At 58.5% G+C, this 18,160-nt stretch carries 14 protein-coding genes and 4 tRNA genes; 13 read left to right on the top strand and 5 right to left on the bottom strand.

Annotation, left to right across the window (positions count from 1 at the left end):
• Positions 1–24: 24 nt before the first annotated feature.
• Positions 25–1,464 (bottom strand): dihydropyrimidinase, encoded by a 1,440-nt coding sequence (gene hydA / locus JFT44_RS19250; RefSeq protein ID WP_057441486.1) that lies wholly within the window; start codon positions 1,462–1,464, stop codon positions 25–27.
• Positions 1,465–2,064: 600 nt separating this feature from the next.
• On the opposite strand from hydA, the gene JFT44_RS19245 reads away from it, so the two are divergent.
• Both JFT44_RS19245 and JFT44_RS19240 read left to right on the top strand, forming a co-directional pair.
• A complete protein-coding gene (locus JFT44_RS19245; RefSeq protein ID WP_057441488.1) occupies positions 2,065–3,552 on the top strand; it encodes an NCS1 family nucleobase:cation symporter-1 in 1,488 nt (495 codons plus the stop codon).
• A 127-nt stretch (positions 3,553–3,679) separates the two neighbouring features.
• Positions 3,680–4,960 carry a Zn-dependent hydrolase gene (locus JFT44_RS19240; protein WP_120733516.1) on the top strand — a complete coding sequence of 427 codons (1,281 nt, stop codon included), beginning with the start codon at positions 3,680–3,682 and terminating at the stop codon, positions 4,958–4,960.
• Between the two features lie 39 nt (positions 4,961–4,999).
• Here the strand turns inward: JFT44_RS19240 and JFT44_RS19235 are convergent, their stop codons facing one another.
• Positions 5,000–5,161, bottom strand: a complete 162-nt coding sequence (locus tag JFT44_RS19235) for a hypothetical protein (protein ID WP_164844848.1) — start codon at positions 5,159–5,161, stop codon at positions 5,000–5,002.
• A gap of 212 nt (positions 5,162–5,373) precedes the next feature.
• On the opposite strand from JFT44_RS19235, the gene JFT44_RS19230 reads away from it, so the two are divergent.
• A complete protein-coding gene (locus JFT44_RS19230; protein WP_057441587.1) occupies positions 5,374–6,060 on the top strand; it encodes a peptidase C39 family protein in 687 nt (228 codons plus the stop codon).
• 48 nt (positions 6,061–6,108) lie between these two features.
• Here JFT44_RS19230 and pbpG read toward each other — a convergent pair whose 3' ends face one another.
• The 3 genes from pbpG to folD form a co-directional block, all read right to left on the bottom strand.
• Positions 6,109–7,032: a D-alanyl-D-alanine endopeptidase gene (gene pbpG / locus JFT44_RS19225; RefSeq protein ID WP_057441495.1), complete on the bottom strand. Its 924-nt coding sequence runs from the start codon at positions 7,030–7,032 to the stop codon at positions 6,109–6,111.
• 246 nt (positions 7,033–7,278) lie between these two features.
• Positions 7,279–7,599 (bottom strand): hypothetical protein, encoded by a 321-nt coding sequence (locus tag JFT44_RS19220; RefSeq protein ID WP_198831036.1) that lies wholly within the window; start codon positions 7,597–7,599, stop codon positions 7,279–7,281.
• Between the two features lie 28 nt (positions 7,600–7,627).
• Positions 7,628–8,482 carry a bifunctional methylenetetrahydrofolate dehydrogenase/methenyltetrahydrofolate cyclohydrolase FolD gene (folD, locus tag JFT44_RS19215; RefSeq protein ID WP_057445013.1) on the bottom strand — a complete coding sequence of 285 codons (855 nt, stop codon included), beginning with the start codon at positions 8,480–8,482 and terminating at the stop codon, positions 7,628–7,630.
• 280 nt (positions 8,483–8,762) lie between these two features.
• Here folD and JFT44_RS19210 point away from each other — a divergent pair.
• From JFT44_RS19210 to JFT44_RS19165, 10 genes are all read left to right on the top strand, one after another.
• Positions 8,763–8,839: transfer RNA gene (locus JFT44_RS19210), tRNA-Arg, on the top strand.
• A gap of 32 nt (positions 8,840–8,871) precedes the next feature.
• Positions 8,872–8,947: transfer RNA gene (locus tag JFT44_RS19205), tRNA-His, on the top strand.
• Between the two features lie 58 nt (positions 8,948–9,005).
• A tRNA-Leu gene (locus tag JFT44_RS19200) sits at positions 9,006–9,090 on the top strand.
• 77 nt (positions 9,091–9,167) lie between these two features.
• Positions 9,168–9,243: transfer RNA gene (locus tag JFT44_RS19195), tRNA-His, on the top strand.
• 402 nt (positions 9,244–9,645) lie between these two features.
• On the top strand, positions 9,646–10,956 hold the full coding sequence (tig, locus tag JFT44_RS19190) for a trigger factor (RefSeq protein ID WP_057441496.1): 1,311 nt from the start codon (positions 9,646–9,648) through the stop codon (positions 10,954–10,956).
• A 92-nt stretch (positions 10,957–11,048) separates the two neighbouring features.
• The gene (clpP, locus tag JFT44_RS19185) at positions 11,049–11,684 is read left to right on the top strand and encodes an ATP-dependent Clp endopeptidase proteolytic subunit ClpP (protein WP_029298421.1); all 636 of its coding nucleotides are present in this window, start codon (positions 11,049–11,051) and stop codon (positions 11,682–11,684) included.
• Positions 11,685–11,796: 112 nt separating this feature from the next.
• Entirely contained in the window at positions 11,797–13,080 is a 1,284-nt protein-coding gene (clpX, locus tag JFT44_RS19180) for an ATP-dependent Clp protease ATP-binding subunit ClpX (RefSeq protein WP_029298419.1), read from the top strand.
• 160 nt (positions 13,081–13,240) lie between these two features.
• Positions 13,241–15,637, top strand: coding sequence for an endopeptidase La (gene lon, locus JFT44_RS19175; RefSeq protein WP_169990353.1), 2,397 nt, complete (start codon positions 13,241–13,243; stop codon positions 15,635–15,637).
• A gap of 146 nt (positions 15,638–15,783) precedes the next feature.
• Entirely contained in the window at positions 15,784–16,056 is a 273-nt protein-coding gene (locus JFT44_RS19170; protein ID WP_003174819.1) for an HU family DNA-binding protein, read from the top strand.
• A 229-nt stretch (positions 16,057–16,285) separates the two neighbouring features.
• Positions 16,286–18,157, top strand: a complete 1,872-nt coding sequence (locus JFT44_RS19165; RefSeq protein WP_115128511.1) for a SurA N-terminal domain-containing protein — start codon at positions 16,286–16,288, stop codon at positions 18,155–18,157.
• The last annotated feature ends 3 nt before the right edge of the window (positions 18,158–18,160 follow it).

Here is an 18,160-nt window from a genome sequence, read left to right as displayed (position 1 = left end):
CTGGCTTGCCTGCGAGTGGCGATTTCAGCGGTTTATCGCGACTGGCCTGGAATGCTCGGCCCGCTTGCGCAACTGCTCGAACACCGCCGGATACGCCGGCCGTTCGACATAGCGCCCGGCACCACGCTCGGCGCGCAGGTCGCCATCGACCCACACCAGCTTGCCCTGGCTGATGGTGTGGCTGGGTACGCCACGTACGGTCTTGCCTTCGAAGATATTGAAGTCCACCCGCTGATGGTGGGTCTTGGCCGAGATGGTCCGTGTGCCCTGGGGATCCCACAGCACCAGGTCGGCATCGGCACCGACGCGGATCGCCCCCTTGCGTGGGTAGAGGTTGAAGATTTTTGCGGTGTTGGTGGAGGTCAATGCGACAAACTCCTGCATCGACAGGCGCCCGCTGTTGACGCCTTCGTCCCACAGCAACGCCATGCGGTCTTCGATGCCGGCGGTGCCGTTGGGGATCTTGCTGAAGTCGTCACGCCCGGCGGCCTTTTGGTCGGCGCAGAAGCAGCAGTGGTCGGTCGCGGTGGTGTGCAGGTTGCCCGATTGCAGGCCGCGCCACAGTGCGTCTTGATGCCCGCGGGGGCGGAAGGGCGGGCTCATCACATAGCCCGCTGCGGTTTGCCAGTCGGGATGCTGGTACACGCTGTCGTCCAGCAGCAGGTGCCCGGCCAGGACCTCGCCGTAGACCGCCTGGCCCTTGGCGCGGGCGTAGGTGATTTCGTCGAGGGCTTCCTGGGTCGAAACATGCACCAGGTACAGCGGCGTGCCGATGGTTTCGGCAATCCGGATCGCCCGGCTGGCCGCTTCGCCTTCCACTTGTGAAGGGCGCGACAGCGGATGGGCTTCGGGCCCGGTGATGCCCTGGGCCATCAGCTTGCGTTGCAGGTGATACACCAGCTCGCCGTTTTCTGCATGCACGGTGGGCACCGCGCCCAGTTCCAGGCAGCGTTCGAAGCTGGCGACCAGGGTGTCGTCGGCGGCCATGATCGCGTTCTTGTAGGCCATGAAGTGCTTGAAGCTGTTGATGCCGTGGTGGCTTACCAGCTCGGCCATTTCCTCGCGCACCTGTTCGCTCCACCAGGTAATCGCGACATGAAACCCGTAGTCGGCCGCCGACTTCTCGGCCCAGCCGCGCCACTGGTGGAAGGCCTCCAGCAACGACTGCTGCGGGTTGGGAATCACGAAGTCGATGATCGACGTGGTCCCGCCCGCCAGGCCTGCTGCCGTACCGCTGAAGAAGTCCTCGCTGGCCACGGTGCCCATGAAGGGCAGTTGCATGTGGGTATGGGGGTCGATACCGCCGGGCATCAGGTATTGGCCGCTGCCATCGAGTATCTCGGTGCCGGCGGGCACCTCCAGATCAGTGCCAATAGCGCGGATTAGACCGTCTGCGCACAAGACATCGGCTGGATAACTTTCATCATGGGTAACAACGGTGGCGCCGCGGATCAACAGAGACATGCCGAGTTCCTCAGGGGCTTGACCGGCTTATGCCAGTTCTAAGTGTTGTAGTTCTGCTCACCGTACAGAATCTATTCTTGTCATCGGTGACAGGAATAGAAACTAGCCCGAGTTTTTCGAATGATCAAGATTATTTTTTATAAGTATATATCCGTAATAACTCGTTGATTTACAAGAATAAAAACTGAAAATCACCAAAATGTAGCGACCTCTCACCATTTTGACGCACTTGACAGGTTCTCAATATGAGCAACATTTCCTATTGCAAATCAGACGCTTGAGAGTTGCCTCTTGACGGCAGGCAGTAATAAAAATAATTGTGTTGCACCAGATTGAGTCCTGATTGTTCGGACAACTTCTGCGTTATTTGGCCTGAGTAACGTTGAAAGTGCTGTGGGACTTTTCGGTAAACAAAATAAAGCTGATAAACATCAGCCAGTTATATAAGCGGTACGGATGCGGTGACGGTGTGCGGCACGGTAATTGAGTGCGCTGCCGGTTGGCCGGGTCCGTGATGTCATGTTGTCCATGCGGGACTGCGGCCATCCAGCGTTGAACGCCGGATGAGCAACAATAATTCAAAAAAACCGTGGAGCGGCCATGCAACAGAACAGATCGCAAGTCATAGAACGCGACGGCCTGTATGAACTCGACGCCGGCAGCGACGTCCTCGACAGCCCCCGTTACAACCACGATATGGCACCGACCAAGGTGCACGAACGAACCTGGAACAAGTGGCACATCACCGCGCTGTGGGTCGGCATGTCGATCTGTGTGCCGACCTACACCCTGGGCGGGGTGCTCACCGCGTACTTCGGCTTGTCGGTGGGCGAGGCGCTGGTGGCGATCCTGCTGGCCAATATCGTGGTGCTGGTGCCCCTGACGCTGAATGCCTTTCCGGGCACCAAGTACGGCATTCCGTTCCCGGTGCTGCTGCGTTCATCCTTCGGCATCCTTGGTTCCAATGTGCCGTGTCTGATCCGGGCGCTGGTGGCCTGCGGCTGGTTCGGTATCCAGACGATGTTCGGCGGGCTGGCGATCCACTTGTTCCTCGGCTCGATCTTCGAGGGCTGGAAGAGCCTGGGCGGCACCGGTGAGGTGATCGGCTTCATGATCTTCTGGGTGCTGAACCTGTGGGTGGTGCTGCGCGGTGCCGAGTCGATCAAATGGCTGGAAACCCTGTCGGCACCGCTGCTGGTGGCCGTGGGTATCGGCCTGCTGGTGTGGGCGTTGCCCAATGTGTCGCTCAGCGAGTTGATGGCGATCCCGCCCAAGCGGCCCGAAGGGGCGAGCCTGACGGGGTACTTTATGGCCGGGCTGACCGCGATGGTCGGGTTCTGGGCCACCTTGTCCCTGAATATTCCTGACTTCAGCCGTTATGCCAAAAGCCAGAAGGACCAGATCCTGGGGCAGATTTTCGGCCTGCCGCTGACCATGTTCCTGTTCGCCGCCCTGGGCGTGATCATGACCGCCGCCTCGGTGAAACTGGTGGGGGTCAGCGTCTCCGACCCGGTGACCCTGATCGGGCACATCCAGAGCCCGGTGTGGGTTGCGGTGGCGATGGCGCTGATCATCATTGCCACGCTGTCGACCAACACGGCGGCCAATATTGTCTCGCCCACCAACGACTTCCAGAACATCGCGCCCAAGCTGATCAACCGCACCACCGCCGTGATACTCACCGGCCTGGTGGGGCTGGCGTTGATGGCCCACGAACTGCTGAAAAAGCTCGGCCTGATCGTGTCCGATGTCAGTCTGGAAACCGTGTATTCCAATTGGTTGCTGGGTTATTCGAGCCTGTTGGGGCCGATTGCCGGGATCATGGTGGTGGACTATTTCCTGATCCGTCGCCAGCAACTGGACCTGGCGGGGCTGTACCGCGATGACGTGTACCCGGCCTGGAACGTGGCGGGTTTTATCGCTTTCGGTGTGCCGGTGGTGCTGACCTTGCTGTCGTTGGGCAGCGATGCCTTCAGCTGGTTCTACAGCTACGGCTGGTTTACCGGATCGGCATTGGGCGGGGTGTTGTATTACGGGCTGTGCAGCAAGCGCAAAACCAGTCCTATCGCCGCTAAATTTCCGTCGTAAATGCGGTCAATGTGGGAGCTGGCTTACCTGCGATAGCGGTGGTAACTGACCCACCGCCATCCCAGGCAAGCCAGCCCCCGCGGATATCGCGCCGACTCAAACAATAATATTGCCTGAGGAGATCCCCATGAACGCTGCCATCGACGTTCTGCAATCCACCCATCAGCACATCAACCGCGACCGCCTGTGGCAGTCGTTGATGGACCTCGCCAAGCTTGGCGCTACCCCCAAGGGCGGTGTGTGTCGCCTGGCCCTGACCGACCTTGATCGTCAGGCCCGGGATCTGTTTGTGCAGTGGTGCGAGGCGGCGGGGTGCACTGTGACCGTCGATGGGGTGGGCAATATTTTCGCCCGTCGTCCGGGGCGCAACCCGGCGCTGGCGCCGGTGATGACCGGCAGCCATATCGACACCCAACCCACTGGCGGCAAGTTCGATGGTTGCTTCGGTGTACTGGCGGGTGTGGAGGTGTTGCGCACGCTCAATGACCTGAAGATCGAAACCGAGGCGCCGCTGGAGGTGGTGGTGTGGACCAACGAAGAAGGCTCGCGCTTCCCACCGTGCATGATGGGCTCCGGGGTGTTCGCCGAGAAATTCACCCTGGCAGACACCCTGGCCAAGACCGACGCCGAGGGCGTCACGGTGGGCGATGCACTGAATGCGATTGGCTATGCGGGCACCCGGCCGGTCAGCGGGCATAAGGTGGGGGCCTATTTCGAAGCCCATATCGAACAGGGGCCGATCCTGGAAGACGAACGCAAAACCATCGGCGTGGTGCTGGGGGCGCTTGGCCAGAAATGGTTCGACCTGACCCTGCGCGGCGTTGAGGCTCATGCCGGGCCGACGCCGATGCACCTGCGCAAGGACGCTCTGGTCGGCGCTTCGGCAGTGGTGGCTGCGGTCAACGCCGCAGCCCTCGGCCATCAGCCCCATGCCTGTGGCACCGTGGGTTGCCTGCAAGCCTACCCGGGCTCGCGCAATGTGATCCCCGGCGAAGTGCGCATGACCCTCGACTTCCGCCACCTGGAACCGGCGCGCCTGGATTCGATGATTGCCCAGGTGCGCCAGGTGATCGACGACACCTGCGCCAAGCACGGCCTGACCTTCGAAATGGTGCCCACCGCCGATTTCCCACCGCTGTATTTCGATGAGGGCTGTGTCGATGCAGTGCGTGAGGCGGCCAATGGTCTGGGGTTGTCGAACATGGATATCGTCAGTGGCGCCGGGCACGACGCGATCTTCGTCGCTGAACTGGGGCCGGCGGGGATGATATTTGTGCCGTGTGAAGGCGGGATCAGCCATAACGAGATCGAAAATGCGGCACCGGATGACCTGGCGGCGGGGTGCGCGGTATTACTGCGGGCGATGCTGGCAGCGTCAGTTGCGGTCGCTCGCAAACAGCTGGCCTAGATCTGTAGGGGCCGGCTGCCTGCCGGCTCCTGGCTGGGCTCAGGCGTGATGCGCGACCGGCTTGTGGCTCTTGGCGTGTGCAGCGGGTTTGGGTTGTGGATGATGGTGCCGGCGGGTCACGCGCAACACCCCCCACAACATGGCGCCGGCGACGGCCAGCCAGCCAAGCACCAGCATGAAAATCGTGGTTGTCAGGCTCATAAGTGCCTCCTTTTGCCCTGTGCAGGGCACTCACTGTCTTTGCAATGGACAGTCTAGCTGCCTCCCGGTTGCGTGCTATTGACCAATGGTCGTGTACATCCAACTTGTTTGCTCTATGCCGGGCTTTTTACTGTGGCCCAAGGCTATACCCGCGTCCCCGGGCGCCCTATGATCAACGCCCCAGCCCGCTGATGATCAAGAGAGTGAAGAAGTTGCGTTTACGGTCGAACCTCAAAACATCCTTGTTGGTGGCTGCCTGCGTCCTCGGCTTGGCCGCGTGTGCGGGGCATCCCACTCCCTCAAACCTCCGCGGTTTGCCCGAGCGCGTAGAGCTCAACGGGGTGCCGGCGTTTCGCGGTGACACCTATCAGGGTGGTCCGGCCGCTTTGGCTAGCATGCTGTCGCAACAAGGCATTGTGATTACACCGGGGTTGCTGGATAAGCCATTGCACTTGCCGGGCGGTGAAGCCGACCTTGAGCGCAATATGCAGGTACTGGCGCGTGAGTACGGGATGCTGGTGTATCCGCTGGACCCCAAGCTGACCGCGCTGTTGGCGCAGGTGGCGGCGGGCTACCCGGTGATGGTGCGGATTACCGAGGGCTCGACGCTATGGGCCGAGCCGCGTTATGCCGTGCTGGTGGGGTTTAATCAGCAAAACAGTACGGTGGTGTTGCGAGTTGCCAGGGACCGGAGACGCCCGGTGGCGTTCAGCGACTTCGAGTCCGCCTGGAAAAGCGCCGGCCAGTGGGCGGTGCTGGTCCAGCGGCCAAGCCAGTTGCCGGCCAACCTGGATGCGGGTAGGTGGCAGCAGGCCGCCAACGCCACGGCCCAGGCCGGCCAGGAACAGGCGGCCGCCCAGGCACTCAAGGTGATGGCCGAAAGGCCGAAGCAGCCATAATGCAAACGGCGCTCGAGGGCGCCGTTTTTTGTGCCTGTCAACCGTGCCTCAGTGGGACTGGGCGACCCCGGTCTGGCGGGCCTTGAGGTTCTTGTCGGCCTTGTATTGCAGGGCCACGTCCGGCACCGAGCCGCTCTTGCCGGTTTCGATCCACTTGCGGATGCGGCTGGCATCGGCAAAGTGTGTGAACTTGCCGAAGGCATCGAGGATCACCAGCGACACCGGGCGGTTGCCCATGCTGGTCACCAGCACCAGGCAGTGGCCGGCCTGGTTGGTGAAGCCGGTCTTGGTCAGCTTGATATCCCAGTTGGCACGGTTGACCAGGTGATCGGTGTTGGAAAAGCCCAGGGTGTAGTTGGGCTTGCGGAACGACACGGTTTTTTCCTTGGTGGTGCTCAATTGCGTGAGCATCGGGTACTTGCGCGCGGCCTGCACCAGCTTGCTCAAGTCGCGGGCGGTAGACACGTTATGGATCGACAGACCGGTCGGCTCGACATAGCGCGTGCTGTTCATGCCCAAGGCCTTGGCCTTGGCGTTCATCGCGGCAATAAACGCGGCATAGCCGCCCGGATAGTGATGGGCCAGGCTGGCGGCGGCGCGGTTTTCCGAGGACATCAGGGTAATCAGCAACATCTCCTTGCGCGGCATCTCGCTGTTGAGCTTGACCCGCGAGAACACCCCTTTCATTTCCGGGGTGTCGCTGATGTTGATGGAGATGTACTCGTCCATATTCTGCTTGGCGTCCAGCACCACCATGCCGGTCATCAATTTGGTGACGGAAGCAATCGGCACCACTACGTCGGGGTTGCTGGCGTAGATCACCTTGTTGGTTTGCAGGTCCACCAACATCGCGCTGCCCGAAGCGATGTGCAGTTGCGAGGTGTCCCGTGGGGCCAGGGTGGTTTCGCTGGCGTTGGCGACAGTGCCTGCGAATGCGAAGAACAGGCTGACAAGAGAAAGACGAATATTCACGCGGATGAACTCGCTAAAAGGTAGAAAAATACCGGGTGTGACCGGCTATATGAAAAATGACGTTACATATTATTAGTATGGATCAGAAACTGATAGAGAGCCTTTAAATAAAGGCTGTAAGCCGATGATTGGTTAGGGTTGTAGCGCAAAGCGCATTGGCGCGCAGATATGGCAAAAACGCTTCTGTCAGCCCTGGGCATGTAGGACTGATACAAAAGCCTCAGGGCCTTTGAGAGGGGCTTTTTGTCAGCGGTGCGTCGAGTAGGAGTCGTTGAAATCAGGGACGAAGATGAACGGTAAAACGATTCGTTGGGCCACCCATTTATTACTGTGCGTAGGGGTACTACGTTGTTGATCGGTGAAGTCGCAGATGCCACTGACCATCATAGGGTTATGGGGGTTGGGGATTGCACTGCTGATTGGCGTTGCTTTTAAGTGCGCAGGCATCACTTTCAGAAAGCCGCGGCGCACTGTTCTGTCGAGCGGGAATAAAAAAATCCGCTGCCAGACAGCTGGCAGCGGATTTTTCAGGAGGCCCGGCGTGACCTGTGAACAGCCTTGGGTCAAGACGGGGCTCTTTTGGCGCTGCAGGTGATCAGCTGTGCAGGGTTTCGGCCGCGTACAGCGTGTTTTCCAGCAGGCAGGCACGGGTCATCGGGCCAACACCACCCGGCACCGGGGTAATCCAGCCAGCACGGGGCAGGGCGGTTTCATACACCACGTCGCCCACCAGCTTGCCGTCGTCCTGACGGTTGATGCCCACGTCGATCACGATGGCGCCTTCCTTGATCCACTCACCCTTGACCAGGCCCGGCTTGCCGGCGGCGACTACCACCAGGTCGGCACGGCCGACATGGCCCGCCAGATCCTTGGTGAAGCGGTGGGTGACGGTCACGGTGCAGCCGGCCAGCAGCAGTTCCATGGCCATTGGGCGACCAACAATGTTGGACGCGCCGACGATCACGGCGTCCAGGCCGTACAGGTCGACGCCGGTGCTTTCCAGCAGGGTCATGATGCCCTTCGGCGTGCAGGGGCGCAGCAGTGGAATACGCTGGGCCAGGCGACCGACGTTATAGGGGTGGAAACCGTCGACGTCTTTGTCGGGGCGGATGCGCTCCAGCAACAGGGAAGCATCCAGATGCTCCGGCAGCGGCAATTGCAGCAGGATGCCGTCGATATTCGGATCGTCGTTGAGGCCGTCGATCAGGTCGGTGAGGGCCTGCTGGGTGGTGTCGGAAGGCAAGTCGTAGGCCTTGGAAATAAAGCCGACCTCTTCACAGTCTTTACGCTTGTGCGAGACATAAACCTGGGAGGCAGGATCGCTGCCGACCAGGATCACCGCGAGCCCCGGCGTGCGCAGGCCAAGCTGGCGACGCTCGGCGACACGTTTGGCGATCTGCTGGCGCAGGCTGGCGGCGATTGATTTGCCGTCGATAAGTTGTGCAGTCATTACGCGTGATTAACCATCGAGAGGGGGAGGAAAAGTGCGCGCATTCTCGCACGCCAGGACGTGAGGGCAAAGGCGCTTGGTCTGCAAATTCCCCTAACCCCTTAAATAAAATGAATTTTTTTCAAAAAAGATTTGACGGCCCCTGGGGGCGTCTATACTATTCGTCGCACTTGTCGGGCACAGCCTAGCACTGGTTAAGAAGGTCGAGCGCAATAGCTGTTTTATTGTGTGAGGCTGGAAGCATTTAGTTTGTAGTCCTCCAAGAGTACAGATTAATCAGGCGCCCGTAGCTCAGCTGGATAGAGCATCCGCCTTCTAAGCGGATGGTCGCAGGTTCGAGTCCTGCCGGGTGCGCCATTAGGCAGCTTTGGCACAAGTAGCGCAAGATGGTGGGCGTAGCTCAGTTGGTAGAGCACGGGATTGTGACTCCCGTTGTCGAGGGTTCGATCCCCTTCGTCCACCCCATATTTCAAAAGGCGCCAGATTTAACGGTCTGGCGCCTTTGTTTTAAAAGTTTCAAGCCGCGGATGTGGTGGAATTGGTAGACACACTGGATTTAGGTTCCAGCGCCGCGAGGCGTAAGAGTTCGAGTCTCTTCATCCGCACCAAATACAGCGTCACCCTTGCCATGGGCTAGGTTGGGGCTTAACAGAGAAGGCAATTGGCTTCTTTGTCACGCAATATGGTGGGCGTAGCTCAGTTGGTAGAGCACGGGATTGTGACTCCCGTTGTCGAGGGTTCGATCCCCTTCGTCCACCCCATATTCCGAAAGGCGCCAGATTTAACAGTCTGGCGCCTTTTTTGTTTTAGCGGTTTGCGTATTCGGCGGCTGCAGGTACTGGGTCGCAGGGGTGGGGCGCTTCGTCGTATTTTTGTTTCTCGATGATGCCGAACTACCCGCCGGCCTTGCGTGCAAGGTCGGCTGTCAGGGAGATGGTCGCTGGCTGCTTCTATATATAGAAGGGTTGGCACAGAGCCCTGGCGTGATTGGCTGTATTTGTCACTGGGGCGAGGAGCATTCGTGCATTCGTACCTGTAAATTGCCTGCTGTTTTTTTACCCGTTTTCAGTAGGGTGACTTCTTGAGTTTGACCCACTAGAATGCATGCCCTTGATTCTTGGGTCGGAAACGGCCGGCTAACGTCTGTGCAACGAGGAATATCCATGCAAGTTTCTGTTGAAAATACTACTGCTCTCGAGCGCCGCATGAGCATCACCGTGCCGGCAGAGCGCATCGAGACCGCGGTCAACAAGCGTCTGCAGCAGACTGCCCAGAAGGCCAAGATCGCTGGTTTCCGTCCAGGCAAAGTGCCGATGAGCGAAATCAAGCGCCGTTTTGGTGCTGATGCACGTCAAGATGCTGTCGGTGACGTGATCCAGGCTTCCTTCTACGAAGCGGTTGTCGAGCAAAAGCTGAACCCGGCTGGCTCGCCTTCCATCGAGCCTAAGTCCCTGGAAGCTGGCAAGGACCTGGAATACGTTGCTGTATTCGAAGTGTTCCCGGAGTTCACCGTTGCTGGCTTCGAAGGTATCGAAATCGAGCGCCTGAGCGCCGAAGTGGCCGATGCCGACCTGGACAACATGCTGGAAATCCTGCGCAAGCAGAACACCCGTTTTGAAGTGGCCGATCGCGCTGCCCAGAACGAAGACCAGTTGAACATCGACTTCGTGGGCAAGGTTGACGGCGAAGTGTTCGCTGGCGGCTCGGCCAAGGGCACCCAGTTGGTACTGGGCTCCAACCGCATGATCCCGGGTTTCGAAGACGGTCTGGTTGGCGCTAAAGCCGGCGAAGAGCGCGTTCTGAACCTGACTTTCCCTGCTGACTACCAGAACCTGGACCTGGCTGGCAAAGCCGCCGAGTTCACTGTGACCGTCAACAGTGTTTCCGAGCCTAAGCTGCCAGAACTGAACGAAGAGTTCTTCGCCCAGTTCGGTATCAAGGAAACCGGTATCGAAGGTTTCCGCGCCGAAGTTCGCAAGAACATGGAGCGTGAGCTGCGCCAGGCCATCAAGTCCAAGGTCAAGAACCAGGTTATGGACGGTCTGCTGGCCTCCAACCCGATCGAAGTGCCTAAGGCCCTGCTGTCCAACGAAGTGGATCGCCTGCGCGTACAAGCTGTTCAGCAGTTTGGTGGCAACATCAAGCCTGATCAACTGCCGGCCGAGCTGTTCGAAGAGCAAGCCAAGCGCCGCGTTGTGCTGGGTCTGATCGTGGCTGAAGTGGTCAAGCAGTTCGACCTCAAGCCAGACGAAGATCGCGTTCGCGAAATGATCCAGGAAATGGCTTCGGCCTACCAGGAGCCTGAGCAGGTCGTGGCTTGGTACTACAAGAATGACCAGCAGCTGAACGAAGTCCGTTCGGTTGTGCTGGAAGAACAAGTTGTGGATACTGTTCTGCAGAAGGCTAAGGTGACCGACAAAGCGGTCTCTTACGAAGAAGCAGTCAAGCCGGCAGAAGCAGCACAAGCCGACTGATTGTCCAACTCGTTTGAAAATACACCCATAAGCCAGCCTCGCGCTGGCTTATGCGTATTCAAGACATGACTATTTGGGAGTAACTGCAGAGCATGTTCCGTAATTCGTATATTCAGCAGAACTCTGATATCCAGGCCGCAGGCGGCCTGGTCCCGATGGTTGTCGAGCAATCTGCTCGTGGCGAACGCGCCTACGACATCTATTCGCGCCTGCTCAAGGAGCGAGTGATCTTTCTGGTTGGTCCGGTAGAGGACTACATGGCCAACCTGATCTGTGCGCAACTGCTGTTCCTTGAAGCGGAAAACCCGGACAAGGACATCCATCTTTACATCAACTCCCCAGGCGGTTCGGTGACAGCCGGCATGTCGATCTACGACACCATGCAGTTCATCAAGCCGAACGTGTCCACCACTTGCATTGGCCAGGCCTGCAGCATGGGTGCATTCCTGCTGACAGCCGGTGCTGAAGGCAAGCGTTTCTGCCTGCCTAACTCGCGTGTGATGATTCACCAGCCACTGGGCGGTTTCCAGGGCCAGGCGTCGGACATCGAAATCCACGCCAAGGAAATCCTGTTTATCCGTGAGCGCCTCAACACGCTGATGGCCAAGCACAGCGGGCACACCCTGGAAGAAATCGAGCGCGACACTAACCGCGACAACTTCATGAGTGCCGAAGCCGCACGTGAATACGGGCTGATCGACGCCGTGATCGACAAGCGCCCCGCTTAATATAAGCAGCTCAAAATAGGCCTGGTCGGCATGTCCGACCACCGGCGGGCTTGAAAAAGCCCGCATAAGCCTTCATCTTGTGTTGCAAGCCTATCGGATTTGGATCGAACGAATGACTGACACCCGCAACGGCGAGGACAACGGCAAGCTGCTCTATTGCTCCTTCTGTGGCAAAAGCCAGCATGAAGTGCGCAAATTGATTGCCGGCCCCTCGGTCTTTATCTGCGACGAGTGCGTCGACCTGTGCAATGACATCATCCGTGAGGAGGTGCAGGAGGCACAGGCCGAGAGCAGCGCGCATAAATTGCCTTCGCCTAAAGAAATCAGCGGCATCCTTGATCAGTACGTGATTGGTCAAGAGCGTGCAAAGAAGGTTCTGGCCGTAGCGGTGTACAACCACTACAAGCGCTTGAACCAGCGTGACAAGAAAGGTGATGAGGTCGAACTCGGCAAGAGCAACATCCTGCTGATCGGTCCTACAGGCTCGGGTAAAACCCTGCTTGCAGAAACCCTCGCTCGCCTGCTGAACGTTCCCTTCACCATCGCCGACGCCACCACCCTCACCGAGGCGGGTTACGTGGGTGAAGATGTCGAGAACATCATTCAGAAACTGCTGCAGAAGTGCGATTACGATGTAGAGAAGGCCCAAATGGGTATTGTCTATATCGATGAAATCGACAAGATTTCGCGCAAGTCTGACAACCCGTCGATCACCCGGGATGTTTCCGGTGAAGGCGTGCAGCAAGCCCTGCTGAAGCTGATTGAAGGCACGGTCGCTTCCGTACCGCCCCAAGGCGGCCGCAAGCACCCGCAGCAGGAATTCCTGCAGGTTGATACGCGTAACATCCTGTTTATCTGTGGCGGTGCGTTCTCCGGCCTGGAAAAGGTTATTCAAAACCGTTCCACCCGTGGCGGCATCGGTTTCAGTGCAGAAGTGCGCAGCAAGGAAGAAGGCAAGAAGGTGGGCGAGTCCCTGCGTGAAGTCGAGCCTGACGATCTGGTCAAGTTCGGTCTGATCCCGGAGTTCGTTGGCCGTCTGCCGGTCCTGGCGACGTTGGACGAGCTGGATGAGGCTGCTCTGATTCAGATCCTCACCGAGCCGAAAAACGCCCTGACCAAGCAATACGCCAAGCTGTTCGAAATGGAAGGTGTAGACCTCGAGTTCCGTGCCGACGCGCTTAAATCGGTGGCCAAGCGGGCACTGGAGCGCAAGACCGGTGCACGCGGTTTGCGTTCGATTCTCGAAGGCGTATTGCTCGACACCATGTACGAAATCCCCTCGCAGTCCGAGGTGAGTAAAGTGGTGATCGACGAAAGCGTTATAGAAGGTAAGTCCAAGCCACTGTATATCTACGAAAACAGTGAGCCGGCTGCCAAGGCTGCGCCAGACGCGTAAGCGTTTCGCAGTTTCGGTACAAACAAGGGGCCTCTAGGGGCCCCTTTGTTTTGCATAGGAATTTTTACTGTGTGTAACTGCCAGCATTGAGCTTGTTTTTTTTACACGCAGCCCCCATCTTGGTTTCAAGCTTACTTTCATCTGTCATAGAGGCGAAATCATGAAGACAACCATTGAATTGCCTCTCCTGCCATTGCGTGATGTGGTTGTGTATCCGCACATGGTTATCCCGCTGTTCGTGGGGCGCGAGAAGTCTATCGAAGCCCTCGAGGCCGCGATGACGGGCGACAAGCAGATCCTGCTGTTGGCCCAGAGAAATCCGGCTGACGACGATCCAGGCGAAGAAGCCCTGTATCGCGTCGGCACTATTGCTACCGTTCTGCAATTGCTCAAGCTGCCAGATGGCACCGTCAAGGTGCTGGTCGAGGGCGAGCAGCGCGGTGCGGTCGAGCGCTTCATGGAGGTGGATGGCCACCTGCGTGCAGAAGTGGCGTTGATCGACGAAGTCGATGCGCCTGAGCGTGAATCCGAAGTTTTTGTACGCAGCCTGCTGTCCCAGTTCGAGCAATACGTGCAACTGGGCAAAAAAGTCCCGGCTGAGGTCCTGTCCTCCCTCAACAGCATTGATGAGCCAAGCCGCCTGGTCGACACCATGGCCGCGCACATGGCGCTGAAGATCGAGCAGAAGCAGGACATCCTCGAAATCATCGACCTGTCGACCCGGGTCGAGCACGTCTTGGCCCTGCTGGATGCCGAGATCGACCTGCTGCAGGTTGAGAAACGCATTCGCGGTCGCGTGAAGAAGCAGATGGAGCGCAGCCAGCGCGAGTACTACCTGAATGAGCAGATGAAGGCCATTCAGAAAGAGCTCGGCGACGGCGAAGAAGGCCACAACGAGATCGAAGAGCTGAAAAAGCGCATCGACGCCGCTGGCTTGCCTAAAGACGCGCTGACCAAAGCCACCGCCGAGTTGAACAAACTCAAGCAAATGTCGCCGATGTCCGCCGAAGCCACCGTGGTTCGTTCCTACATCGACTGGCTGGTGCAGGTGCCGTGGAAGGCCCAGACCAAGGTACGCCTGGACCTGGCGCGTGCCGAAGATATCCTCGACGCCGACCACTATGGCCTCGAAGAGGTCAAGGAACGCATCCTCGAATACCTCGCCGTGCAAAAGCGTGTGAAGAAGATTCGTGGCCCGGTATTGTGCCTGGTCGGTCCTCCTGGCGTGGGTAAAACCTCCCTGGCCGAGTCGATCGCCAATGCCACCAACCGCAAATTCGTGCGCATGGCCCTCGGTGGTGTGCGTGATGAAGCGGAAATTCGCGGTCATCGCCGGACTTACATCGGTTCGATGCCGGGAAGATTGATTCAAAAGATGACAAAGGTTGGCGTACGCAACCCACTGTTCCTGCTCGATGAAATCGACAAAATGGGCAGCGACATGCGGGGCGATCCGGCATCGGCCTTGCTCGAAGTGCTCGACCCCGAGCAGAACCACAATTTCAACGACCATTACCTGGAAGTCGACTACGACCTGTCCGACGTAATGTTCCTGTGCACCTCCAACTCCATGAACATCCCGCCGGCGTTGCTGGACCGGATGGAAGTGATTCGTCTGCCGGGTTACACCGAAGACGAGAAGATCAATATCGCCGTCAAATACCTCGCGCCCAAGCAGATTTCGGCCAATGGCCTGAAGAAGGGCGAGATCGAATTCGACGTCGAGTCGATCCGCGACATCATTCGTTACTACACCCGCGAGGCCGGTGTACGGGGCCTTGAGCGCCAGTTGGCGAAGATCTGCCGTAAGGCGGTCAAGGAACACGCCCTGGAAAAACGCTTCTCTGTGAAGGTCACCGCCGATGCTCTGGAACACTTCCTGGGCGTGCGTAAATTCCGCTACGGCCTGGCCGAGCAGCAGGATCAGGTAGGGCAGGTGACTGGCCTGGCGTGGACCCAGGTGGGCGGCGAATTGCTGACCATCGAAGCGGCGGTTATCCCTGGCAAAGGTCAATTGATCAAGACCGGTTCCCTGGGTGATGTGATGGTCGAATCCATCACTGCCGCGCAGACCGTGGTGCGCAGCCGCGCACGCAGCCTGGGGATCCCCCTGGACTTCCACGAGAAGCACGACACCCACATCCACATGCCGGAAGGGGCTACCCCCAAAGACGGCCCCAGCGCTGGCGTAGGCATGTGTACGGCCCTGGTATCGGCCCTGACCGGCATCCCGGTGCGCGCCGATGTCGCCATGACCGGGGAAATCACCCTGCGCGGCCAGGTATTGGCCATTGGTGGCCTGAAGGAAAAGTTGCTGGCGGCCCACCGTGGTGGCATCAAGACGGTGATCATTCCGGAAGAGAATGTTCGCGACTTGAAGGAAATTCCTGACAACATTAAGCAGGATCTGCAGATTAAACCGGTTAAATGGATTGACGAGGTCCTGCAAATTGCGCTGCAATACGCGCCGGAGCCCTTGCCAGATGTGGCTCCGGAGATAGTCGCGAAGGACGAAAAACGCGAGACTGACTCTAAGGAAAGAATTAGCACGCATTAATACGTTTAAGCCTGGTGGCTTCCTTGACAGCTTTTTAGAGCCCTTGTTATAAAGCGGCTCTTAAGTGTCTGTAGGCCATTCAGCACTGGTTTTTGCTTTCACCAAAAAACTTAGAATCATACTCAATAGATATAAGGGGACTTAGAGTGAACAAGTCGGAACTGATTGATGCTATCGCCGCATCTGCTGATATCCCGAAAGCCGCTGCTGGCCGTGCGCTGGACGCAGTAATCGAATCCGTCACTGGCGCTCTCAAGGCCGGCGACTCCGTGGTACTGGTAGGTTTCGGTACTTTTTCTGTGACCGATCGCCCAGCTCGCACTGGCCGTAACCCACAGACTGGCAAAGCACTGCAAATCGCTGCTGCCAAGAAACCAGGTTTCAAAGCCGGTAAAGCCCTGAAAGAAGCCGTTAACTAAGCTTCGTTCAAGCCTTTGCCTATCCGGGCTGGACGCTGGTCTGGCCTGGCAGCGGAGCGGCAACTGACCCGAGTATCCATCGGGTCGCTACGCCGGGGGGCGGGTTCAATACCCGTCCGTTCCGCCAGTTACGAGAAGGCGCATCCTCGGATGCGCCTTTCTTCTATCCGGATTCTACCCACGCTCCACGGTTGCCTAATTTTGAAGTTCAACCGTTTCTGGGGGACGCATGCTGCAGAATATCAGGGACAATTCACAAGGCTGGATTGCCAAGACCATTATCGGCCTCATCGTTGTATTGATGGCTTTCACCGGTATCGAGGCCATTTTCCAGGCCACGACCAACAGCCAGGACGCGGCCAAGGTCAACGGTGAAGAAATCAGTCAAAACGAGCTGAGCCAGGCCGTCGACATGCAACGTCGGCAGCTGATGCAACAACTGGGCAAGGACTTCGATGCGTCCTTGCTGGATGAAAAAATGCTGCGCGAAGCGGCCCTCAAGGGCCTGATCGAGCGCAAGCTGCTGCTGCAAGGCGCGGCGGATTCGAAGTTCTCCTTCTCGGAAGCTGCACTGGACCAAGTGATCCTGCAGACCCCGGAGTTCCAGGAAGACGGCAAGTTCAGCGCTGAACGCTTTGACCAGGTGATCCGTCAACTGGGCTACAGCCGTATGCAATTCCGTCAGATGCTGACCCAGGAAATGCTGATCGGCCAACTGCGTGCAGGCATTGCCGGCAGCGGTTTTGTCACCGATCAGGAAGTCCTGAACTTTGCGCGCCTGGAAAAACAGACCCGTGATTTCGCCACCGTCAGCGTCAAGGCCGACCCGGCCGCAGTGAAACTCACTGACGACGAGGTCAAGGCTTATTACGACCAGCACGCCAAGGAGTTCATGACCCCGGACCAGGTCGTCATCGACTACCTGGAGCTGAAGAAGGCTTCGTTCTTCGACCAGGTAACGGTCAACGACGATGAGCTGCAGGCCCTGTACGAGAAAGAAACCGCCAACCTCGCTGAACAGCGTCGTGCCGCGCACATTCTGATCGAAGTCAACGACAAGGTGACCGAGGCCCAGGCCAAGGCCAAGATCGACGAAGTCCAGGCACGCCTGGCCAAGGGCGAAAGCTTCGAGGCCCTGGCCAAGGAGTTCTCTCAGGATCCGGGCTCGGCCAACAACGGCGGCGACCTGGGTTTTGCAGGCCCTGGCGTCTACGATCCTGAGTTCGAAAGCGCCCTGTACGGCTTGAACCAGGACCAGGTCTCGGCACCGGTACGTTCCAGCTTCGGCTGGCACCTGATCAAGCTGCTGGGTGTTGAAGCGCCAGAAGTGCCATCGTTCGCCAGCCTGAAAGACAAGCTGACCCGCGAGCTGAAGACCCAGCAAGTGGAGCAGCGCTTCGTCGAGGCGACCAAGCAACTGGAAGACGCGGCATTCGAAGCCTCCGACCTGGCCCAGCCAGCTTCGGACCTGAAACTGACCGTGCACACCTCGGCGCCGTTTGGCCGTGAAGGTGGCGAAGGCATCACGGCCAACCGTGCCGTGATCCAGGCAGCTTTCAGCCCTGAAGTGCTGGATGAGGGTGCCAACAGCACCGCCATCGAACTGGATCCGGAAACCATCGTAGTCCTGCGCGCCAAGGAGCACCGCAAGCCGGAGCAATTGCCGCTGGAAAGTGTGGCGACCGCCATCCGTGCCCAGATGACCAAGGAGCGTGCAAGCGCTGCGGCGAAGGCTCACGCTGACGAGCTGATCGCCAACCTGCGCGATGGCAAGCTGGCGTTGGACAAGCCGGTTGATGGTCAGGCCTGGAAAGTCACTGAAGCGGCCACCCGTGGCCAGGAAGGCGTTGAGCCTGCCGTACTGCAGGCACTGTTCCGCATGGCCAAGCCTGTTGCTAAAGACAAGCCGACCTTTGCTGACGTGACCCTGCGTGATGGCAGCTTGATGATCGTGCGCTTGAACAGCGTCACCGAAGGGGCTGCGCCAACCGAAGAGGAGAAGGAGCAGTATCGTCGCTTCCTCGCTTCGCGCGTCGGCCAGCAAGACTTCGCTGCGTTCCGCAAGGAACTGGAAGCCAAGGCTGACATCAAGCGCTTCTGATGC

This window comes from Pseudomonas sp. MF5691, from assembly GCF_016405645.1.
GTDB classification, from domain to species: Bacteria; Pseudomonadota; Gammaproteobacteria; order Pseudomonadales; family Pseudomonadaceae; genus Aquipseudomonas; species Aquipseudomonas shahriarae.
The sequence above is the reverse complement of the archived record's forward strand: the minus strand, read 5'-3'. Positions and strand labels throughout refer to the sequence as shown.

Coding starts and splice junctions, on each gene's coding strand:
- JFT44_RS19235 (WP_164844848.1), bottom strand. CDS start 5,161: ATGAGCCTGACAACCACGATTTTCATGCTGGTGCTTGGCTGGCTGGCC.
- hydA (WP_057441486.1), bottom strand. CDS start 1,464: ATGTCTCTGTTGATCCGCGGCGCCACCGTTGTTACCCATGATGAAAGT.
- clpX (WP_029298419.1), top strand. CDS start 11,797: ATGACTGACACCCGCAACGGCGAGGACAACGGCAAGCTGCTCTATTGC.
- tig (WP_057441496.1), top strand. CDS start 9,646: ATGCAAGTTTCTGTTGAAAATACTACTGCTCTCGAGCGCCGCATGAGC.
- JFT44_RS19165 (WP_115128511.1), top strand. CDS start 16,286: ATGCTGCAGAATATCAGGGACAATTCACAAGGCTGGATTGCCAAGACC.
- lon (WP_169990353.1), top strand. CDS start 13,241: ATGAAGACAACCATTGAATTGCCTCTCCTGCCATTGCGTGATGTGGTT.
- folD (WP_057445013.1), bottom strand. CDS start 8,482: ATGACTGCACAACTTATCGACGGCAAATCAATCGCCGCCAGCCTGCGC.
- JFT44_RS19245 (WP_057441488.1), top strand. CDS start 2,065: ATGCAACAGAACAGATCGCAAGTCATAGAACGCGACGGCCTGTATGAA.
- JFT44_RS19240 (WP_120733516.1), top strand. CDS start 3,680: ATGAACGCTGCCATCGACGTTCTGCAATCCACCCATCAGCACATCAAC.
- clpP (WP_029298421.1), top strand. CDS start 11,049: ATGTTCCGTAATTCGTATATTCAGCAGAACTCTGATATCCAGGCCGCA.